The sequence below is a fragment of the Shewanella sp. Pdp11 genome, from assembly GCF_002838165.1.
Taxonomy (GTDB): Bacteria; Pseudomonadota; Gammaproteobacteria; order Enterobacterales; family Shewanellaceae; genus Shewanella; species Shewanella hafniensis.
Map to the genome: position 1 here is coordinate 2,775,918 of NZ_CP015194.1, position 19,081 is coordinate 2,794,998.

The 19,081-nt window shown below is 47.9% G+C and carries 12 protein-coding genes; 10 read left to right on the top strand and 2 right to left on the bottom strand.

The window, feature by feature from the left end:
* Nucleotides 1-69: 69 nt before the first annotated feature.
* Nucleotides 70-4,089 carry an autotransporter assembly complex protein TamB gene (tamB, locus tag AYJ58_RS12325; protein ID WP_106650353.1) on the bottom strand — a complete coding sequence of 1,340 codons (4,020 nt, stop codon included), beginning with the start codon at nucleotides 4,087-4,089 and terminating at the stop codon, nucleotides 70-72.
* Entirely contained in the window at nucleotides 4,086-5,939 is a 1,854-nt protein-coding gene (locus AYJ58_RS12330) for an autotransporter assembly complex protein TamA (protein ID WP_106651815.1), read from the bottom strand. The genes tamB and AYJ58_RS12330 overlap by 4 nt, the downstream gene beginning before the upstream one ends.
* Before the next feature lie 120 nt (nucleotides 5,940-6,059).
* On the opposite strand from AYJ58_RS12330, the gene AYJ58_RS12335 reads away from it, so the two are divergent.
* From AYJ58_RS12335 to AYJ58_RS12380, 10 genes are all read left to right on the top strand, one after another.
* Nucleotides 6,060-7,091 (top strand): isoaspartyl peptidase/L-asparaginase family protein, encoded by a 1,032-nt coding sequence (locus AYJ58_RS12335; RefSeq protein ID WP_106650354.1) that lies wholly within the window; start codon nucleotides 6,060-6,062, stop codon nucleotides 7,089-7,091.
* Nucleotides 7,092-7,724: 633 nt separating this feature from the next.
* The gene (locus AYJ58_RS12340) at nucleotides 7,725-9,014 is read left to right on the top strand and encodes a DUF2254 domain-containing protein (protein WP_106650355.1); all 1,290 of its coding nucleotides are present in this window, start codon (nucleotides 7,725-7,727) and stop codon (nucleotides 9,012-9,014) included.
* Nucleotides 9,015-9,187: 173 nt separating this feature from the next.
* Nucleotides 9,188-9,604, top strand: coding sequence for a CBS domain-containing protein (locus tag AYJ58_RS12345; RefSeq protein WP_106650356.1), 417 nt, complete (start codon nucleotides 9,188-9,190; stop codon nucleotides 9,602-9,604).
* 122 nt (nucleotides 9,605-9,726) lie between these two features.
* The gene (gene hrpA, locus AYJ58_RS12350; protein ID WP_443019160.1) at nucleotides 9,727-13,602 is read left to right on the top strand and encodes an ATP-dependent RNA helicase HrpA; all 3,876 of its coding nucleotides are present in this window, start codon (nucleotides 9,727-9,729) and stop codon (nucleotides 13,600-13,602) included.
* 531 nt (nucleotides 13,603-14,133) lie between these two features.
* Complete coding sequence (locus AYJ58_RS12355; protein WP_028760147.1) at nucleotides 14,134-14,292, top strand: nitrate reductase; 159 nt, start codon at nucleotides 14,134-14,136, stop codon at nucleotides 14,290-14,292.
* Nucleotides 14,293-14,333: 41 nt separating this feature from the next.
* Nucleotides 14,334-14,591 carry a chaperone NapD gene (locus AYJ58_RS12360; RefSeq protein WP_006086429.1) on the top strand — a complete coding sequence of 86 codons (258 nt, stop codon included), beginning with the start codon at nucleotides 14,334-14,336 and terminating at the stop codon, nucleotides 14,589-14,591.
* Nucleotides 14,592-14,593: 2 nt separating this feature from the next.
* Entirely contained in the window at nucleotides 14,594-17,083 is a 2,490-nt protein-coding gene (gene napA / locus AYJ58_RS12365) for a nitrate reductase catalytic subunit NapA (RefSeq protein ID WP_106651816.1), read from the top strand.
* Between the two features lie 10 nt (nucleotides 17,084-17,093).
* Nucleotides 17,094-17,579: a nitrate reductase cytochrome c-type subunit gene (locus AYJ58_RS12370; RefSeq protein ID WP_106650358.1), complete on the top strand. Its 486-nt coding sequence runs from the start codon at nucleotides 17,094-17,096 to the stop codon at nucleotides 17,577-17,579.
* Between the two features lie 8 nt (nucleotides 17,580-17,587).
* Nucleotides 17,588-18,175, top strand: coding sequence for a cytochrome c3 family protein (locus tag AYJ58_RS12375; RefSeq protein WP_063882789.1), 588 nt, complete (start codon nucleotides 17,588-17,590; stop codon nucleotides 18,173-18,175).
* Nucleotides 18,176-18,566: 391 nt separating this feature from the next.
* Nucleotides 18,567-18,932 (top strand): DUF1801 domain-containing protein, encoded by a 366-nt coding sequence (locus AYJ58_RS12380; protein WP_106651817.1) that lies wholly within the window; start codon nucleotides 18,567-18,569, stop codon nucleotides 18,930-18,932.
* Nucleotides 18,933-19,081: the final 149 nt, after the last annotated feature.

The window sequence follows — 19,081 nt, forward strand, 5'->3', positions numbered from 1 at the left end:
TTTATTGTTGCCAAAGACTTATCATAGACAGGCAGAGTGTATCGACACTCCACCCGAGTCTTAATCTTGCTACTTGATATTAAAGTTGTAATAGATATCAAGAGATTGCCCTAAAGTACCCGATACGGTTTCGAGATAAAGCTGTGAGAGCAGGTAATATCTGACCGTCATCTCATAGCCAGGGTTAAACACGCCTACCCCGTATTTCACCATCAAGTTCTCGCCGATAAAGCCACTGATCGCAACACGGCCTTCATCGTTGGTGTCGAGTTGCACGTTAGAGAAACCAAACTCTTCTATTAATCCGGTCGCGGTATTACCTATATTATTTATTGCGCCGCCGCCCACCTGCGAGCCTAAACCTAAGGCCGCGCCCATCATCAACGAGTTATTTTGCTCATTGTTGGCACTGTTAAAACCACTGCCTTTAATAATGTAAGACAAGATTTCAGCCTGCTCTTTAGCGGGGTTAGAGAACAGGGTCACCACAGGGCGGGCGGGAGTGCCAGTAACGCGCACACCTGCGACTAAGTCTTCACTCTTAATCTCGCGTATTGCCTCAATATTTAAGTTTGGCACTGACGTTGGCCCCACAAACTGCACTTCGCCGGTACGAATTTTCAGGGTTTGACCCATAAATTTGTAACTGCCCTGATTGACCTTGATATTACCGAAGAGCAAAGGCGGGCGGAACGCTTGTTGTTGCAGCTTTAAGGTTCCTTGCAGCTTACCTTTGAGACCCATGCCATCAATCCTGAGCTCGTTGCCTACACTGATATTCAGATCGGCCACGACGGCATAGGGGCTGGTTTTAGGTTGCATAGCGGCAATGGAATCGTCAAAGACCACGTCCTCTGAGGTGGCGATACCGCCTTCTGCTAATGGCACAATTTTAATATTGCCAGAAGGGACGGCAATTTTTCCTTTTACTGCCAGTTGCTTACTATTGAAGCTTAAATTGATATCGGGTGAAACATCGAGGATAGCCAGTGGCGGTTGGATCACGGCGAGCTTATCGCCTTCGAGGGCTAATTCGCCACTAAATTGACCTTGGGGCCATTGCAGTTGACCATTTACCCTGCCCAAGCCATTACCCATCATCCAGCGGCCTTTGAGCTGGGCTTGTTGACCCGCGAACGACATTGATAGGTCAATTTTGTCGATTAGCGTCGGGTTTGCCGTCAGGGCTAAGGCACCCTCCGTTAAGGCCATGCTTCCCGACACTTCCGGCGCCTCTAGACTGCCCGCAAAGTTAAGCTGACTGGTGAGTAAGCCTTGTACAGTATTGAGTTGTGGGAAAAATTCTCCCAGTGGTTGTAAGTTGATTTGCTTGATATTGGCATAACCAGAGAGCGAGCGGTCTGGGGTGACATTGACGTTGATTTCACTCTGCCAACTGGCCACGCCTTCAGATTCAAAATTTAATACTGTTGCCAGCCGTTTAGCATCTAAGGTCGCCAGCAATGACAAATGTTGGTAATTAATGGTGACTTCGCGATTCTTATCCCGTTTGAGCATGATACTGCCAGGAGCAAAATCAAAGTCCACATCGGCTGTCGGTTTACGACCCGCAGCCCAAGCAAAATTGGCTAACAGCGAGGCCGGACCATCCCAGCGCATATTCGTTGGTAATATCGGTAAGAGTAACTGCCCCGGATTCCCTGAGTAGCTCACCTGCGCGCTGCCTTTTTTGCCTATGGCCGTCTCACTGTTTAGACAGATACGGCTGTTCGGATTCATGAGACAAAACGGTGTGATGCTGCCCTGATTTTTATTTTGATCCCAAGCGAGATTAATGGCGTTGTCGAGCTGCCATAGGCCAACGGGGGTATTGAGATTTAAACGTTCAACATCGAGCCGTAGCCGTGACTTTTTCACATTGTATTGGCTGCTCACTATGGTATCGAGGCCAAGATCGCCCGTGGCATTCAGGGTCAGCTTTTGAGCGTCAATCGTGCCTTTCGCCCCGAGCGTCACAGTATCTAAATTCTGATCCGCAATCTGTAAGGCTTTCGATTTCAGCGAGATAGCAAATTCATGTTGTTCTAGCGGCTTGTAATAGGCCTTTAAGTTGGATTCTCGCAGCTTAATATTTTGATAAAACAGTTCAGCGAGTTGGGCGGTGAGTTCAACTTGTGGGTGCTTCTCATCCCCTGTGACATTAATTTGCGCTTGCAATTGGCCGCTGGCCTTAGGCAACCACAGACCGAAGTCGGGCACTTGCAGCTCACCCTGTAGATCCCAATTGGCGTTAGCTTCGCCTTTGAGTGTCAGAGTTGAGCCCAGTACTTTGGCGTTCAACTCCTTAGCACTGACATACAGGGAATCATTCACATTGATATCCCCTGTGATATCGAAGGGATAACCTTGCAGAGTGCCCGTGAGTTCTGTGTCGTTCAGGGAGACTTGCCAGCGAGGATCAGCAAATGAGCCTTGAGTGTGTAATTTTCCTGAAATCAAACTGTCCGGTAGACCTGTTGCTGTTTGCGCCGTATCCGTTTGTGGTAGTTGTACTTCCTGCAGTTTGACGTCATTGAGCCAGAGATTGGCGTTCCAGCGAATGGCTTTTTGATAATCGAGTTCGCCCGTGAGTTTGGCCTGACCAATCGCGCCCGTTGCATCAAGATTATTAATGGTTAACTTCGCATCTTGATGCTGAAGGCTAGTGTCTATGGCGAGTACTTTGTGGAACGGCGTCGTCAGCTGGCCTTTAAGGCTCGCTTCTTGACGATTGAGATCGCCTTGACTTTCCAGTGCTATATCGCTGACTGAGTATTCAGGGCTTTTTAGCGGCCACTGTAGCCGTGTCTGCACAAGTTTCACCTTGTAGGGCAGCTTAGGATCGCGAAGTGTTATCTGCCCATCTAGCTTGAAGTCTGCATCGCCCTTAGCGACGGCGTTGACTTGTAGTTGCCCTAAGCTTTGGCTCAGCTTTACATCTAAGGCTTGGTGAGTCAGTTCGGGTAATTCAGCTAATTGGTTAAGGGTGAGGTTGGCTTCTAAATCGAGTGGATAATCGTTATCGAGCGTTAAGCTACCTGTGATATCCGCACTGCCATCTGTATGGCTGATGGCGAGATGATCTAAGGTCAATTGATATTCGCGGAAACGACCTTGCAGCTCGGCATGACTAAAGACATCTTTACGATCGCCGATTTGCAGCGTGGTGTTATCAAGCGTGAGGGCATTAACCGTCACAGGAAAAGGCATAAACACTTGCGGCAAGTGCGCTAGGGCCCACTCTGCACTACTGTCTTTTACGGGCTTGTCTTTTGCCGGCGAGTTGGCCGATGGATCAGGTGTTGCATTGGTTGTTGTGCTGGCCGCTGCGTTAGGTGTCGTGCTCGCGGCTGTGTTGGCGTTAGAAGCCGTCGCTGCTTGGCTCGTTTGTGCGGTATCGGTTGCTGTGGGGATCAGCACAAACAATCCTTCACTGGAAAGCTGCTTAACCGATAAGCCTTCGGCAAACCATTGCGCTTCGGCGTTAAGGCGATTGGCCGCAAATTGCATCTCATCCAGTTGGATATTCACAGCGTTGAGTTCAGCAGAATCTAACACGATATCAAAGGGTAATTGCAGCTCGCTGGGCGCTTCATCGAGCGGCGCTATCGGTGCTTCGTTTGTGTCGGCAGACAGGGCTAAGGTATCGATAGTGACATCGACTTTGGCCGCAGATAAGCCGTTCACGCACAAACGCTTTTGTAGTAAACAGGCGGGTTGCCAGAGTAAATGCAGATCCTCAAGTTGCACCTTAATGCCCGCCATAGACCAAGACGCATGGGACAGGGCTAAGTCTTTATTAATGGAACCTGAGGTGTAAGTGAGATCAAGATCGGGCACAAATTGATCGGCTAAGCCTACTGTGATGCGCGAGCCAAACTCAGTGCCGAGTAATAGTGCGATTAACACTAAAAGCCCTAATGGCACATAGATGATAATTCGAGTCCAGAGTTTGAACTGCCGCCAAAGTTTTTGGATGAATGACACAGATTGAGTGACAGAGGTCGCAATGGCTTCAGTGACTTCGGTGATAGGGCTGTCTATTACGTCTTGCTCTGTTGGCTTATTATGCTCTGGGGGCTGGCTCATAGATCAGTCCCCATGGTCAGGTGAATACGCCATGATCTTTCAATGGTATCGGTTTCTTTCAATCCAACCCCTAAATCCAGTTTGATTGGGCCGATGGGGGAGATCCAATGGATACCGCCACCGACAGAGACAACAGGTTCAAATTGATTATTATCGAAGGCGTTACCCGCGTCGATAAAGGTACCGACCCGCCAAGTGGGGGTTACATAATATTGATATTCTAAACTGCCGACCATTAAATAGCGGCCACCGATAACCTCGCGATTGGTTTTACCATCATATGCGACATAATCTAAATAGGGACCCAATTCTTGATAACCATAACCCCGTACACTTTGATCACCACCGGCAAAATAGCGCAGCGAAGGCGGGATAGAAGCCAGATCATTCTCGTTGGCTAAGTTGGCGGCTAAATCGATACGCGCAACAATCCTGTGATTGTCGAAGAAGGTATCAATCCATTTAAATTTGGCTTGAAGGCGCGCTAAGCGGGTTTCTGAGCCTAAATTGGGATCGGCATAATCTAGGCTGTAAATCTGCCTGAAACCAGACTTAGGATCGAGTGAATTATCACCCCGCGTTGTTCGCGAAAAGTTTATGCCAGCCAGATAAAACGACGGCATATAATCGACATCAGACTGGGTGTATTCTTCGCGAATAGCCTCAAGTGAATAATTCATTAGCCACTGATTTTCGAGTCTTTGTTGGCGCAATAGTCCAATAAGGTATTTAGTCGATTCAAGCTGACCTGTGTTACTAAAATCGCGATTCTCGGCGTCATACACTTGGGTCACACCGTATTTATCCCGCAGTAAACCGACGCGGATTTTTAATTGATCATCTAAGGGATGTGTCAAGGGGATAGTATAAGTGGTTAATAACTTAGGTCTATCCGGTGACCATTCGAGGCTGGTTTCCTGTGAATGGCCGTATTTATTGATTTGTGGCGTGCGCCAAGTGACGCGCACCCTTGGGTCGAAAGCTTGGTCTGTCTTACCAATATCACCACCAAAACCGAGCTCAATGGCGTGGCTTGCCTTAGGGGTTAATTCGACCAGCACCGGAATATGACTGTCTTCGACACCGTCGATTTGCGGGATCACTTTGATATTAGCGAAATAGCCCGTATCTAATAACTGGCGATTCAGCGCGCTCACACGGCGGGTTGAATATGAAGCACCTGCCTTAAAAGGGATAAGATCTTCTAAGATTTCAGGTTCTAAACTATGGCCTTCGAAGCTGACTTGGCCAAATTTATAACGTTTACCAGAGTCAAAATGTAAACTTACCTGCGCGGTATTAATGTCGCGGTTAACTTTAATCTGTGATTCCGTAAATTCACCATCGAAGTAACCTCGGGCCAAAGCTAAGGTGACCAGCTGCGATTTGACGTCGCTATATACACCGTGGTTTAGCACATCGCCAGGCTTTAGGTTGACCTTAGCCAGCCATTGATCGAAGGCGCGATCATCAAGCATTTCACCACTGAAGTTAATATCGACCCATTGCACTATGGTCGGTTCGCCAGCAGTGATCTCCAGTTTCAGCTCCCAAGGGCCCTTATCATGTTCCGTCAGTTTTTCTTCCACTTCACCATGGTAGTAACCCATGGATTCTAAGGCTGTGCTGACATTGTCTTCGACATTAAACAGAAAGGCACGACGCTGCACCTCGGACTCGGGTAAGGTGCCTAAGTGCGCAACTATGTTACGTTGCAGAGCTTCATTCACGCCTGAGACAGACAATTTAATAAATTCATCTGCCGCCGCAGCGACGGATGTGACTGAAATCAGACTCAGAAATAAGCAAAAACGAAAATAATGTGAGGTGATTTGCAAAAATGGCTGCACTTTATAGTCCCTGTGATGTGGCATCATTGTCGCCAGAATAAAACCAACAGGCAAGGAGATGATTGAAATTACACGATGAAATGGGTACAAAGGACGCTACTTTTTAAGGGGATGTAAAGAATGAAAACAAAATTAGCCACCTTTAGTTTAATTATCTCGGGTCTACTTTTTATGTCACACAACACCTTGGCCAATGACAAACCGTTTGCTATTGCGATCCACGGCGGCGCTGGCACGATTTCTAAGGCTAATCTCACCCCTGAACAACGCCAAGCCTACAAAGATAAGTTAAAGGAAGCGGTCGATAAAGGCTCAAAAGTCTTAGAGGAGGGCGGTGACAGCTTAGTGGCAGTTCAAACCGCCATTAATATCCTTGAAAATAGTGCTCTGTTTAATGCAGGTATCGGCGCGGTGTACACCTATGACGGCGGACATGAATTAGATGCCTCCATTATGGATGGCAAAACCATGAATGCAGGCGCTGTCGCTGGAGTACGCCATATCGCCAACCCCATAGATCTTGCTTTAGCCGTGATGAATAAATCTGAGCACGTGATGCTCTCGGGCGCAGGCGCAGAAGAATTTGCACTGACCCAAGGCTTTAGCTTAGTGCCGAACAGTCATTTTAATACTGACGAGCGTTATCAGCAATTACTCGATGCTCGGCAAAAACTGCAAGCTGCGGCTAAATCAGAGCAAGTCGCAAGTGTTGAGATGCAAGATCTCGATTACAAATTTGGTACCGTAGGCGCCGTCGCCTTAGATAAAAATGGCAACTTAGCAGCTGGTACCTCAACTGGCGGCATGACGGCAAAACGCTTCGGTCGCATTGGTGATTCTCCTGTGATTGGTGCCGGCACCTATGCTGAAAACGGGGTGTGCGCCGTATCGGCAACCGGACACGGTGAGTTCTTTATTCGCTATCAAGTAGCAGGGGACATTTGTGCTAAGGTGAAATACCAGCAGAAATCCATTATTCAAGCCGCCGATGAAGTGATCAATCAGCGGCTTATTACTGCTGGCGGTTCGGGTGGCGTGATTGCTGTCGATCAGCGCGGTAATATCGCTACGCCATTTAATACCGAAGGCATGTACCGCGCTACCCGTAGCAATGGTGAACCCGCCCAAGTGCTGATCTGGCAAGACCAATAACTTGAATTGTAGAAGCCGTTGGTTCGTGACTGCTATTGCTTACAAGATTGTTTACAAGTTGGTGTAAAAAATAGCTTAGAAATATCTCACAGAAACATGGCTCAGAAACCTTAAAAAGCGAGTGCTGCGAAAGTGGCACTCGCTTTTTGCTAGCGGTTTTTTGCTTTAAGAGTGAGTAATACCAATCGTATTAAATATCTGTTCATTCAGCGAGAGTTCAACGCGCTTTAGACAAGGCGAAGGCTTGAAGGCATAGTGTGGGGCTCTGTCGAAAGCCTTAAACGTAGTATAAAGCGCGTTGAAACCCGCCCTTCGGGAGCCACACAGGCATCCCACTCCGGTGTTGCATTGACTTAAAAGGGAATGACCATTTCTACGTCAATGCGCCTTGGATTGAGATGCCTGTGAGGCTCTGAACTGATTAGATATTTAATGTGATTGATATAAGAAGCTGATAAGTTTGGGCTATTACGAATAGTTAATGGTATGTGGGGTGTCGCCCGTTGTTTGATTTCATTAGCGGTACAATAGTCATACGCAAAGCCGCACTTAACTCACCGTCAAAGCTGCAGTTTGTGCCCAGCGAACTCATCGCGTCTGCATGAGATTGCACTCAGCGTAAAGGATATTTACATGATTTCTAGCGTGTTAACCGACCGCGTCAGGGTTTTCCTCAATCGGTTTCGCCATCGACTTTGGGTTAAACCACTGCTTGTTTGCCTATTATCGATTGCAGTCGCCTTTGTCGCAAAATTGGCAGATGGTACTGAGCTTGTTGAGATTGCACCTAAGGTGTCATCGGCCTCCATCGAGGCGCTGTTATCCGTTATGGCTTCCAGCATGCTGGTTATCGCCACTTTTTCCGTGGGTTCTATGGTCTCGGCCTATGCTTCGGCGGCTAACACGGCAACACCACGTTCATTTATTTTAGTTGTCGCCGATGATGCCTCTCAAAATGCGCTATCGACCTTTGTTGGGGCATTTATCTTCAGTATTGTGGCACTCACTGCGGTTAAAAATGATTACTTTCAAACGGCGGGTCTGTTTATCCTCTTCCTGCTGACCACGTTTATTTTTGGCATGGTGATCTTTACCTTTGTACGCTGGGTGGATCGCATTGCCCGTCTTGGCCGCATGGCAACCACAATTGAGAAAGTTGAAAAGGCGGCGGCCGATGCTCTGACACGGCGACGCAATACTCCACATCTTGGCGGCGTTTCTGTGCGTCCACAAGCGCGTGGACGAGCCGTGTACGCGGCTAACGTCGGTTATGTTCAATACATTAATATTGCCGCGATGCAAAGCTGGGCCGAGAAAAACGAGGTGCGAGTCGTAATCGCAGCTCTGCCGGGCACGTTCGCCACACCCAATCGACCATTGGCATACATTAGTGCCGATGGTGCGGAGCAGACTGAGATGGATTGCACTTGTGTTGTCGAGTCATTCCAGATTGGTGATACCCGTCTTTTTGACGACGATCCGCGATTTGGTTTAGTGGTACTGTCGGAAATCGCTGGCCGCGCTTTATCACCCGCTGTCAATGATCCAGGTACGGCCATTTGCATCATAGGCACACTGGTACGGCTGTTTACCTTATGGGGTGAACCTGCGGCAGATGATGATAAACCCGCGCCAGAGTGTGATCGCGTAGAGGTTCCTCACGTTTGTGTGCAGGACATGTTTGATGATGCGTTTACCGCGATAGCTAGAGACGGTGCGGGAGTGGTGGAAGTCGCAGTACGGCTACAAAAAGCGCTTGAATCGTTAGCATCCAGCGATGACGGGGAAATACGCGCAGCCGCTGAGTACCACGGTCGATTGGCGCTGAAGCGTTCACAAAAAGTGCTTGATATCGAAGAGGACTTGCAAGCCGTACAAGACGCTGCCAAGTTCGCCGGATCAGCAGCTTCGTCTAGCACTTAACGAGACATTAATTATTTCGTCGTGCTGTGTATCCGTTTGCTGTTTCTTTTTATTCTGTCAGCGCTTTTTGACATTCGGTTTATATACTCGATAAGTGCAATCGATATAAATCGCACATCCTTGCCGATATTTTGACTAGACTTCAAACGTAGGGTTAATTCGAGGGGAAGACTATGGACTTAATTAAGATTCGTGACCATATGGATCGTCAGCCCGTGTTACTGCGCGCGAATATGTCGCTGGCGACCGCGGTCGAAAAGCTGTTAGATAATAATAAAATGGGCGCCGCTGTGGTTGATGAGGCGGGCGATTTGGTGGGCTTTTTATCCCAGCAGGATTGTCTGGCTGTGATGATCAAAAGTAGCTATCACTGCGATATGACCTCAGTGGTGAAGGATTGTATGCGTACTGAAGTACTGTTTGTCGGGCCTGATGACAGTATTTTGCAACTCGCTGAACAAATGCTCGGGCCTAAACCTAAGGTTTATCCTGTAGTTGAACACGGTAAAGTGATTGGTACGATAAATCGCACTAATGTGCTCAAAGCGATGAATATCTATATGCAACAATGTTATCTGTCACCAGTTTAATCTGAGCCGCAGTGGAGATAATCTGACACCCTTTATCCTGAGTGCAGAGTAAATTAGCAATACCATTGCGCCACTTTCCTTGCTAGGATCGCCGTTTTTGATGCTAGCAATGGAATTTGGATTTGAACTCAGACAAACATCCGCTATCGAACGCCTTTCTTAATCTTTGTTATCAGGCTGATGCGTCTAGGATCCGTCGTCGTTTATTTAAGCTCAATAAAGAAGCCGACTCAGATAAAAAGACCCAAGTCTTAGCCCAGCTGAGTGAGCAAGCGCAGGCGGCGTTTGAGAAGGTTGAGCAGCGCCGTAACGCTCGCCCTAAAATCCACTATCCTGAAAACCTGCCCGTTTCTTTGATGCGCGATGACATAGCGCGCGCGATTGCGGGCAATCAAGTGGTGATCATTGCTGGTGAAACGGGCTCGGGTAAAACGACTCAGCTCCCCAAAATTTGTTTAGAACTGGGCTTAGGTTGCCGTGGCATGATTGGCCACACCCAGCCAAGACGCTTAGCTGCCCGCAGCGTGGCGAGCCGAGTCGCAGAAGAATTACAAAGTCCGCTCGGTGAAGTGGTTGGCTTTAAAGTGCGTTTTGCCGATGCGCTTAAGAGTGACTCTTATATTAAGTTGATGACCGACGGTATTTTACTGGCGGAATTGACCTCAGATCGCAATCTCGATCAATACGATACCATCATCATAGATGAGGCCCACGAGCGCAGCCTCAACATCGATTTTATTCTGGGCTACCTCAAACAAATTCTCAAAAAACGCCCCGATCTTAAAGTTATTATCACGTCGGCGACCATAGACGTTGAGCGTTTTTCTAAGCACTTCAACAATGCGCCTATTATCGAAGTATCGGGCCGTACCTTTCCGGTCGAAACCCGTTATCGACCCTTAGTGCAAGATAGCGATGCTGATCTAGATCAAATCGAAGGTATTTTTGCCGCCGTCGATGAACTGGTAGCCGAAGGGCTGGGCGACATTCTGATCTTTATGAATGGCGAGCGGGAAATTCGCGATACGGCCGAGCAATTGAGCCGACGTAATTATCGCGATACCGAAATTTTGCCGTTGTACGCGCGTTTATCCTATGGCGAGCAATCTAAAGTCTTCAGTAGCCACAGAGGCAGGCGGATTGTACTAGCGACCAACGTAGCGGAAACCTCGCTGACTGTGCCGGGCATTCGCTATGTTATCGACCCAGGTACGGCGCGTATCAGCCGCTACAGCTATCGCACTAAGGTGCAACGCTTACCGATTGAACCTATCTCACAGGCGAGCGCCAATCAGCGCCAAGGCCGTTGTGGCCGTGTGGGACCGGGTATCTGTATTCGTTTGTACGATGAGGCGGATTTTAATAATCGTCCGGCGTTTACCGATCCTGAGATTCTGCGTACTAACTTGGCTTCGGTCATTTTGCAGATGCTCGCCATCGGCCTAGGTGATATTGCCGGTTTCCCCTTTATCGAGCCACCCGATCCACGCCATATCCGCGATGGTTTCTTGCTGCTCGAAGAATTACAAGCGGTTGAGAGCAAACACGGCAAGCTAGTGTTGACGCCACTTGGGCGCAACTTGGCGCAAATTCCTGTGGATCCGCGTTTGGCGCGTATGGTGGTTGAGAGTCAGCAGTTAGGTTGTTTGAACGAAGTGTTGGTGATTGCTGCGGGCTTATCGATTCAAGATCCCCGCGAACGCCCGATGGAGAAGAAGCAAGCCAGTGATGAAGAGCATCGCCGTTTTGCCGATCCCAGTTCCGATTTCGTCAGTTGGATTAACCTGTGGCAGCACTTAAAAGATCAGCAAAAAGAGTTATCAGCAAGTCAGTTCCGTAAAAAGTGCCGCGATGAGTATTTGGCCTATTTGCGCGTTCGCGAGTGGCAGGATTTATACGCCCAGCTTAAACAAGCCGTACACGATTTAAAATGGCGCTTAAACGATACGCCGCCAAGTTACGATACTTTGCACCGTGCGCTGTTGTCGGGTTTGTTGAGCCATGTTGGTTTTAAAGATAACAATAACGAGTATTTAGGTGCGCGTAATCGTAAATTCTTTGTGTTTCCCGGTTCGCCATTGGCCAAAAAAGGCCCTAAGTGGATTATGGCGGCTGAGCTTACTGAAACCTCACGTTTATTTGCTCGCTGCTGCGCCAAAATCGAACCCGAATGGCTAGAGCCCTTGGCGGCGCATTTGATCAAGAAAAGCTATGTTGAGCCCCATTTTGAGGCAAAACCTGGCAGCGTTATCGCCCTTGAGAATCAAGTGCTCTACGGCTTGACGGTTGTACACCGTCGCAAGGTGCAATACGGCCCCATCGATCCCGTTGAAGCGCGTGAGATTTTTATCCGCAGCGCCTTGGCAGAAGGGCAGTTACAGACCCAAGAAGCGTTTTTTGTCGCTAACCAAAAGTTGCTCGAAGACATTGAATCGCTGGAGCATAAATCCCGTCGCCGCGATATTTTGGTGGACGAGCAAGTGTTGGTGGATTTTTACGAGCCGCGGATCCCGGAAGGGATTTACAACGCCCAGCTGTTTTTTGGCTGGTGGAAGAAGGCCAAGCGCGAGCAACCGGATTTACTGGATTTCAGCAAAGCACTGTTAATGCAGCGCAATGCCGACCATATTTCGACCTTGGATTTCCCCGATACTTGGCACAAGGGCAATTTGCGCCTGCAGCTCAGCTATCACTTTGAACCCGCTGCAGCGGATGACGGCGTGTCGGTGCACATTCCGGTGGCGCTACTTAATCAAATCGACGATAGCGATTTTGATTGGCTAGTGGCGGGGTTGAGGGAAGAAAAGTGCATCGCGCTGATCAAATCTTTGCCTAAGAGTTTACGACGTAACTTTGTGCCCGCGCCTGACTATGCCCGCGCTTGTGTGCAGGCCATGGTGCCTTTTAGTGCCAGTTTGCTTGAGGCTATGTGCAAGCAATTATTGCGCATGAGTGGCACGCGCATATCGCCGGAGGATTTTGATTTAACGCAACTGCCCGCGCATTTGCAGATGAACTTTAAAATCGAAGACGATAAACACAACTTAGTGGCCGAAGGTCGGGTGCTCGATACCTTAAAAGCCGAGTTGCAGGGCGTGGTGGCGAAGGCCATTCGTCAGGTGGCGGATAAAGGTATAGAGCAAGAAGCGTTAACCGAGTGGTCCTTTGGCGATTTGCCCAAGCAATATCAGCAGCAAAAAGGCAATTACCAAGTACGGGCGTTTCCGGCGCTGATCGATAAAAAAGACAGTGTTGCGATCAAATTATTTGATGATGAGTTTGAAGCCTTAGATGCTCATCGCCAAGGTCTAAGGCGCTTATTGCTGTTAAACATTCCATCACCGGTGAAACATTTGCAGCAAGCTTTGCCGAATAAGGCGAAATTGGCGATGTATTTCAATCCCTTTGGTCAAGTGCAAATCTTGATTGATGACATTATTGCCGCCGCTGTGCAGCAGTTGTTGGATGAAAAAGCCCTCGATGTGCGTAATCAAGCCCAATTTGAGCAGGCAAAGGATTGGGTTCGCCAAGAACTCAACCCGACCGCCGAGCAAATCGCCCTGAAGGTTGAGCAGATTTTGACCTTATACCAGAGCATTAAAAAGCGTCTCAAGGGCAAAATTAGCTTAGATATTGCCTTTGCTATGAGTGATATTCAAAGCCAATTAGACAAATTAGTGTTTAAAGGGTTTGTCGAGGCCTGTGGTTGGAATCGTTTAGCCGATGTGGCGCGTTACTTAAAGGCAATTGAAATCCGTGTCGAGAAGTTGCCTGTCGATCCGACTCGTGACCGTTTGCATATGCAGAGCATTAACAAGGTACAGGAAGCATTGACTGCGCAACTGGCGAAAGTGCCGCGATCGCAGCCGACACCGCCCGCGTTAATCGAGGCACGCTGGATGATTGAAGAGTACCGTGTTTCCTGTTTTGCGCAGGTGTTAGGCACGGCTTATCCGATATCTGAAAAACGCATTTTGAATCATATCCAACAAGTATAAAAATATGAGGTCAGTGAATTCATTATTTACGACTCAATAGCTGTTATTCTTGGTTATCTCATTACGCCGCTAAGCTTACTTAGCGGCGTTTTTATTTTGTGGTTTTAGTCATTCTCGTTTTGCGATCACTAACTTAGCTGAGCAAACAACATTTAATCTCGAAACGTCAACACACCCTAATCAGTTTGCTTTACTCCTTTGGAGATATTTAGCGCTAATTTTAAGCATTCACCTTGCTAAAAAACTGATCTTTGACCATGTTTTAGCCACACCTTAATAACTTCTTTGTCCAAATTCACCTCATCACAATCTAATAAATCGTTTACAAACCATGAGCTAGTTAAATCTATCGCCAAATTGATGATCTGGATCAAGCATTATCAGCTTTACCAATTTGGAGGTATACAGTTTGTTAACAACTAAAAGGTATGATGTTTGAGTGAGTTAAAGATGCAACGGATATACATAAAACCTGCCGCTGACGCTTGTTCCAGCGCGAAAAATGGCAGGAACACACCTCTTGGAGGATGCATGAGTGCTAGCACCGCAGAAGAAAAATCCTTAGAACTGAAAATTTTTATCTTTTTAACCGTATTTCTCGCACCGTTATTGTCCGTGCTGCTGGTCAGTGGCTTGGGCTTTGCAATTTGGTTTAGTCAGATCTTGACTGGACCGCCGGGAGCGGGTTAATCGCTTTATTATCAAATATTAGACAAAGAGTGGAATGTCGGATGAGCAAAGAACTCCATATCACCAGTTTAGTGGTGCAGGTCTTACCGCAGAAAATGGCAGATGTTAGACAAGAGATCATGACCATTGAAAATGCCGAACTTTCCGTCAACAACGAAGTGAAATTGGTCGTGGTTATCGAAGGTGAGACTCAGCGCGCCTTGATGGACTGCATAGAAGCGATCAATGCCATTCCGGGTGTGTTATCCGCCACTATGGTTTACCACCAGAGTGAAACGCTCGAAGAGGGTGAAGAATGAATATGAACAGACGTGACTTTATTAAGGCCAACGCGGTGATCGCCGCTGCAGGGGCCGCAGGTTTAGCCTTGCCCGCTGGCGCAAGTAACCTGATAACCAGCTCAGAACAAACCAAATTAGAGTGGAACAAGGCGCCTTGCCGTTTCTGTGGTACGGGCTGCTCTGTGATTGTCGCCACTCGCGATGGCAAAGTGGTGGCCACCCATGGCGATGCCAATAGTGAAGTGAACCGTGGACTTAACTGTATCAAGGGTTATTTCCTGTCGAAAATCATGTATGGCAGCGATCGTCTTACCACGCCCATGTTGCGAATGACGGATGGTAAATACGACAAGCACGGCGAGTTTTCGCCGATAAGCTGGGACAGCGCCTTCGACATCATGGCGCAAAAATGGAAAGAGACCATTAAAGCTAAGGGCCCAACCGCTGTAGGCATGTTTGGTTCGGGCCAATGGACTGTGTGGGAAGGTTACGCCGCCGTTAAGTTGATGAAGGCGGGCTTTGGCTCTAACAATATCGACCCTAATGCGCGTCATTGTATGGCGTCGGCCGTGGTCGGTTTTATGCGCACTTTCGGTATCGATGAGCCAATGGGCTGCTATGACGATATGGAAGCCGCCGATGCGTTTGTGCTTTGGGGCTCGAACATGGCCGAAATGCACCCGATCCTGTGGAGCCGCGTGACCGACAGACGCTTGAGTGAACCTCATGTCAAAGTGGCCGTGTTATCGACTTTCCAGCATCGCTCCTTCGATCTGGCAGATTTACCGATAGTGTTCACCCCGCAAACCGATTTGGCTATGTTGAACTTTATTGCTAACTATATTATTCAAAACGATAAAGTGAACTGGGACTTTGTGAAGAAACACGTTAACTTCCGTCAGGGCACAACAGATATTGGTTATGGTTTACGTCCGACACATCCCCTTGAGAAAAAAGCGAAAAATGTTAAAACGGCGGGGGATTCAACCCCAATTGATTTTGAGACCTTTAAAGCCTTCGTGGCGGATTATAGCGTCGAAAAAGTCAGTAAGTTGTCGGGCGTGCCCGAGGATAAACTGATTGCGCTGGCCAAGCTGTATGCTGATCCCGACATCAAAGTGACCTCATTTTGGACCATGGGTTTTAACCAACATACCCGAGGTGTGTGGTGTAACAACCTGATTTATAACATTCATCTCTTGATGGGTAAAATTTCAACCCCTGGTAACAATCCATTCTCTTTGACGGGTCAACCATCCGCCTGTGGCACGGCCCGTGAAGTGGGGACGTTTTCCCACCGTTTACCCGCCGATATGGTCGTGACCAATCCTGAACACAGAAAGCATGCCGAAGACATTTGGAAGATCCCAAGCGGCATTATTCCACCTAAGCCCGGTTATCACGCCGTCGAGCAAAACCGTCGTCTAAAAGATGGCGACTTAAATTGTTACTGGGTGCAAGTGAACAACAATATGCAGGCGGGGCCGAACATTAACGAAGAAGGGCTACCGGGTTACCGTAACCCTGCCAACTTTATCGTGGTGTCCGATGCCTATCCGACGGTGACGACTCAAGCTGCCGATTTGATCTTGCCCACTGCTATGTGGGTTGAGAAAGAGGGGGCTTACGGCAATGCCGAACGCCGTACTCAGTTTTGGCATCAAATGGTGCAGGCACCGGGTGAGTCTCATTCGGATCTGTGGCAGCTGATGGAGTTTGCGAAACGTTTCACCACAGATGAAGTGTGGCCAAAAGATGTGTTAGCCGCTAATCCAGAGTTTAAGGGCAAAACCCTATTCGAAGTTCTGTACCAAAACGGCAATGTTGACAAGTTCCCATTGACGGATGCGGATCCTAAGTATCTGAACGATGAAGCGAAACATTTTGGTTTCTATGTGCAAAAAGGCCTGTTTGAAGAATACGCCTCCTTTGGACGCGGTCATGGCCACGACTTAGCACCATTTGATGCTTATCACGAGGCCCATGGTCTGCGTTGGCCTGTGGTGGATGGCAAGGAAACCAAGTGGCGTTTCCGTGAGGGTAGCGATCCTTATGTTAAAGCAGGTAAGGGTTTTGAGTTTTACGGTAAACCAGATGGCCGTGCGGTGATATTTGCGCTGCCCTATGAACCCGCCGCTGAGTCGCCAGACGAAGAATACGATATTTGGTTATCGACGGGCCGAGTACTGGAACATTGGCATTCGGGTTCTATGACCCAACGTGTGCCTGAGCTTTATCGTGCTTTCCCTGATGCTGTGTGTTTTATGCATCCAGAAGATGCCAAGAAACGCGGTTTGCGCCGTGGTGACGAAATTCGTGTGGTGTCACGCCGGGGTGAAATTAAGACCCGAGTTGAAACCCGTGGCCGTAATAAACCGCCTGTGGGCTTAGTGTTTGTGCCTTGGTTTGATGCTAGCCAGCTCATTAATAAAGTCACTTTAGATGCGACAGATCCCTTGTCAAAACAAACTGACTTTAAAAAATGTGCGGTGAAGATCGTCAAGGTTTAAGGAGAACACGATGAAAACCCTAAAATTAGTTTCAGCGATCGGTTTACTGGCCTTTGGCGCATTAATGATGACAAGTGTATCTGCCGCCAGTATTCCCGAAGATAAAATTGATACCCTGCGCCAAGCGCCTATCAATGTCGAGCCGACGCCGCCAGCGATGCAAAACGTGCGTAATACCGATGTGAAGGAAGTGCGTAACTATCCCATGCAGCCGCCCGTGATCCCGCACAAAATTGACGGCTATCAGCTCGATCTTAAAGTGAATAAGTGTATGGCCTGTCATGCTCGCAGTCGCATCGGGGATTCCCAAGCACCTATGGTCAGTGTCACGCACTATATGGACAGGGATAATAACTTCTTAGCCGAATTATCGCCGCGTCGATATTTCTGTACTCAGTGTCATGTGCCGCAGTTAGATGCCAAATTACTGGTCGAAAACGACTTTGTAGACATGGAACATCTGATCAAAACCAACACTGAGCAGAAAAAACACTAGGAGTTAGCATGTTAGATAAACTGAAAAAAATCTGGCAGGTACTCAATCGTCCGAGTGTGCATTACAGTTTAGGTTTTTTGACCTTAGGTGGCTTTGTGGCTGGGGTGATTTTCTGGGGCGGCTTTAACACTGCCCTTGAAGCTACCAACAAGGAAGCCTTCTGTATCGGTTGCCATGAGATGGAAAATAACGTCTATCAAGAGTTACAGACAACGATTCATTTCACTAACCGCAGTGGTGTGCGGGCAACCTGCCCAGATTGCCATGTACCACATAACTGGACAGATAAGATCGCCCGTAAGATGCAGGCATCTAAGGAAGTGTGGGGTAAGGTTTTCGGCACGATTAACACCCGAGAAAAGTTTGAAAGTAAACGGCGTGAGTTAGCTGAACATGAATGGGAAAGATTAAAAGCCAATGACTCGCTCGAGTGCCGTAATTGCCATAACTTCACTTATATGGATTTTACCCGCCAGTCACCTAGAGCGTCACAGATGCACTCAACGTCACTGGCGAGCGGCGAAAAGACCTGTATCGACTGCCACAAGGGGATTGCTCACCATCTCCCTGATATGGAAGGTGTGAAGGGATTTTAAGCTGAATCGTTCCCCGTGTTGCTTAGCGCGACTTTGTTTTGTGTAATCGTGACTTAGGTTTGTGTAGTTTAATCTCGTTTAACTTAGCGTTGGTTAGTGTTAGTAAGTGTGACTTAGTGCGGCTAAATGTTTATTAGCCATCTCCAGCCAAAGGTCAAGCATAGTGATGCTTGGCCTTTTTATTGATTGTAATGGCACCGTGGCATAGTGACCTAAAGCCGTACTTGGTATGCTGAATTAAGGTCTAATCAATTAATTGTGTTACCGAGCAGCTAATGGCGTTTTATTCACTTTACGGCTCAGGATACAATCAGCAAAGAATCGTTATTGGATGATAAAGAGGTCGTGATAGAAGGCCGCTATGGAAAATGCCATTACGCAGGAGGCGATGATGAATGAACAACTTGAAAAACTCTTAGAAGACATCGATTTTATGAACCCGAGCTTGCTTGAAATCGTGCAGGGCGTGCGCCAAACCGTTAAATCCACTGCAGACGCATCCTCGCTTGAAATCACTGAAACGGTGAAGTACGGCGGAATACTCTTTAGCGCAAAGAGCGCTTTTGGTGGGGTGTTTGCCTATAAACAACATGTGTCATTGGAGTTTAGCTTGGGCGCAAACCTTAGCGATCCACACAAGGTACTCGAAGGCAGTGGCAAATTTCGCCGCCATATTAAGTTAACCTCAACTGATGATATTACTGCCAAACACGTGGCGGAATATATCACGCAGGCGCTGCATCAAGCGGATAAGTAACAAGTGGATTAGTATCAAGCGAATGAGTGGCTGTTTCGCCTTATGATATTAGGTAATAGTGTTAGGCATTAGTGTTGGGTCGTGATGATAATTTATGCTGCTAACTCATGGTATTAGCTCAGAGTATTAGCTCAGAGTATTAGCTCAGA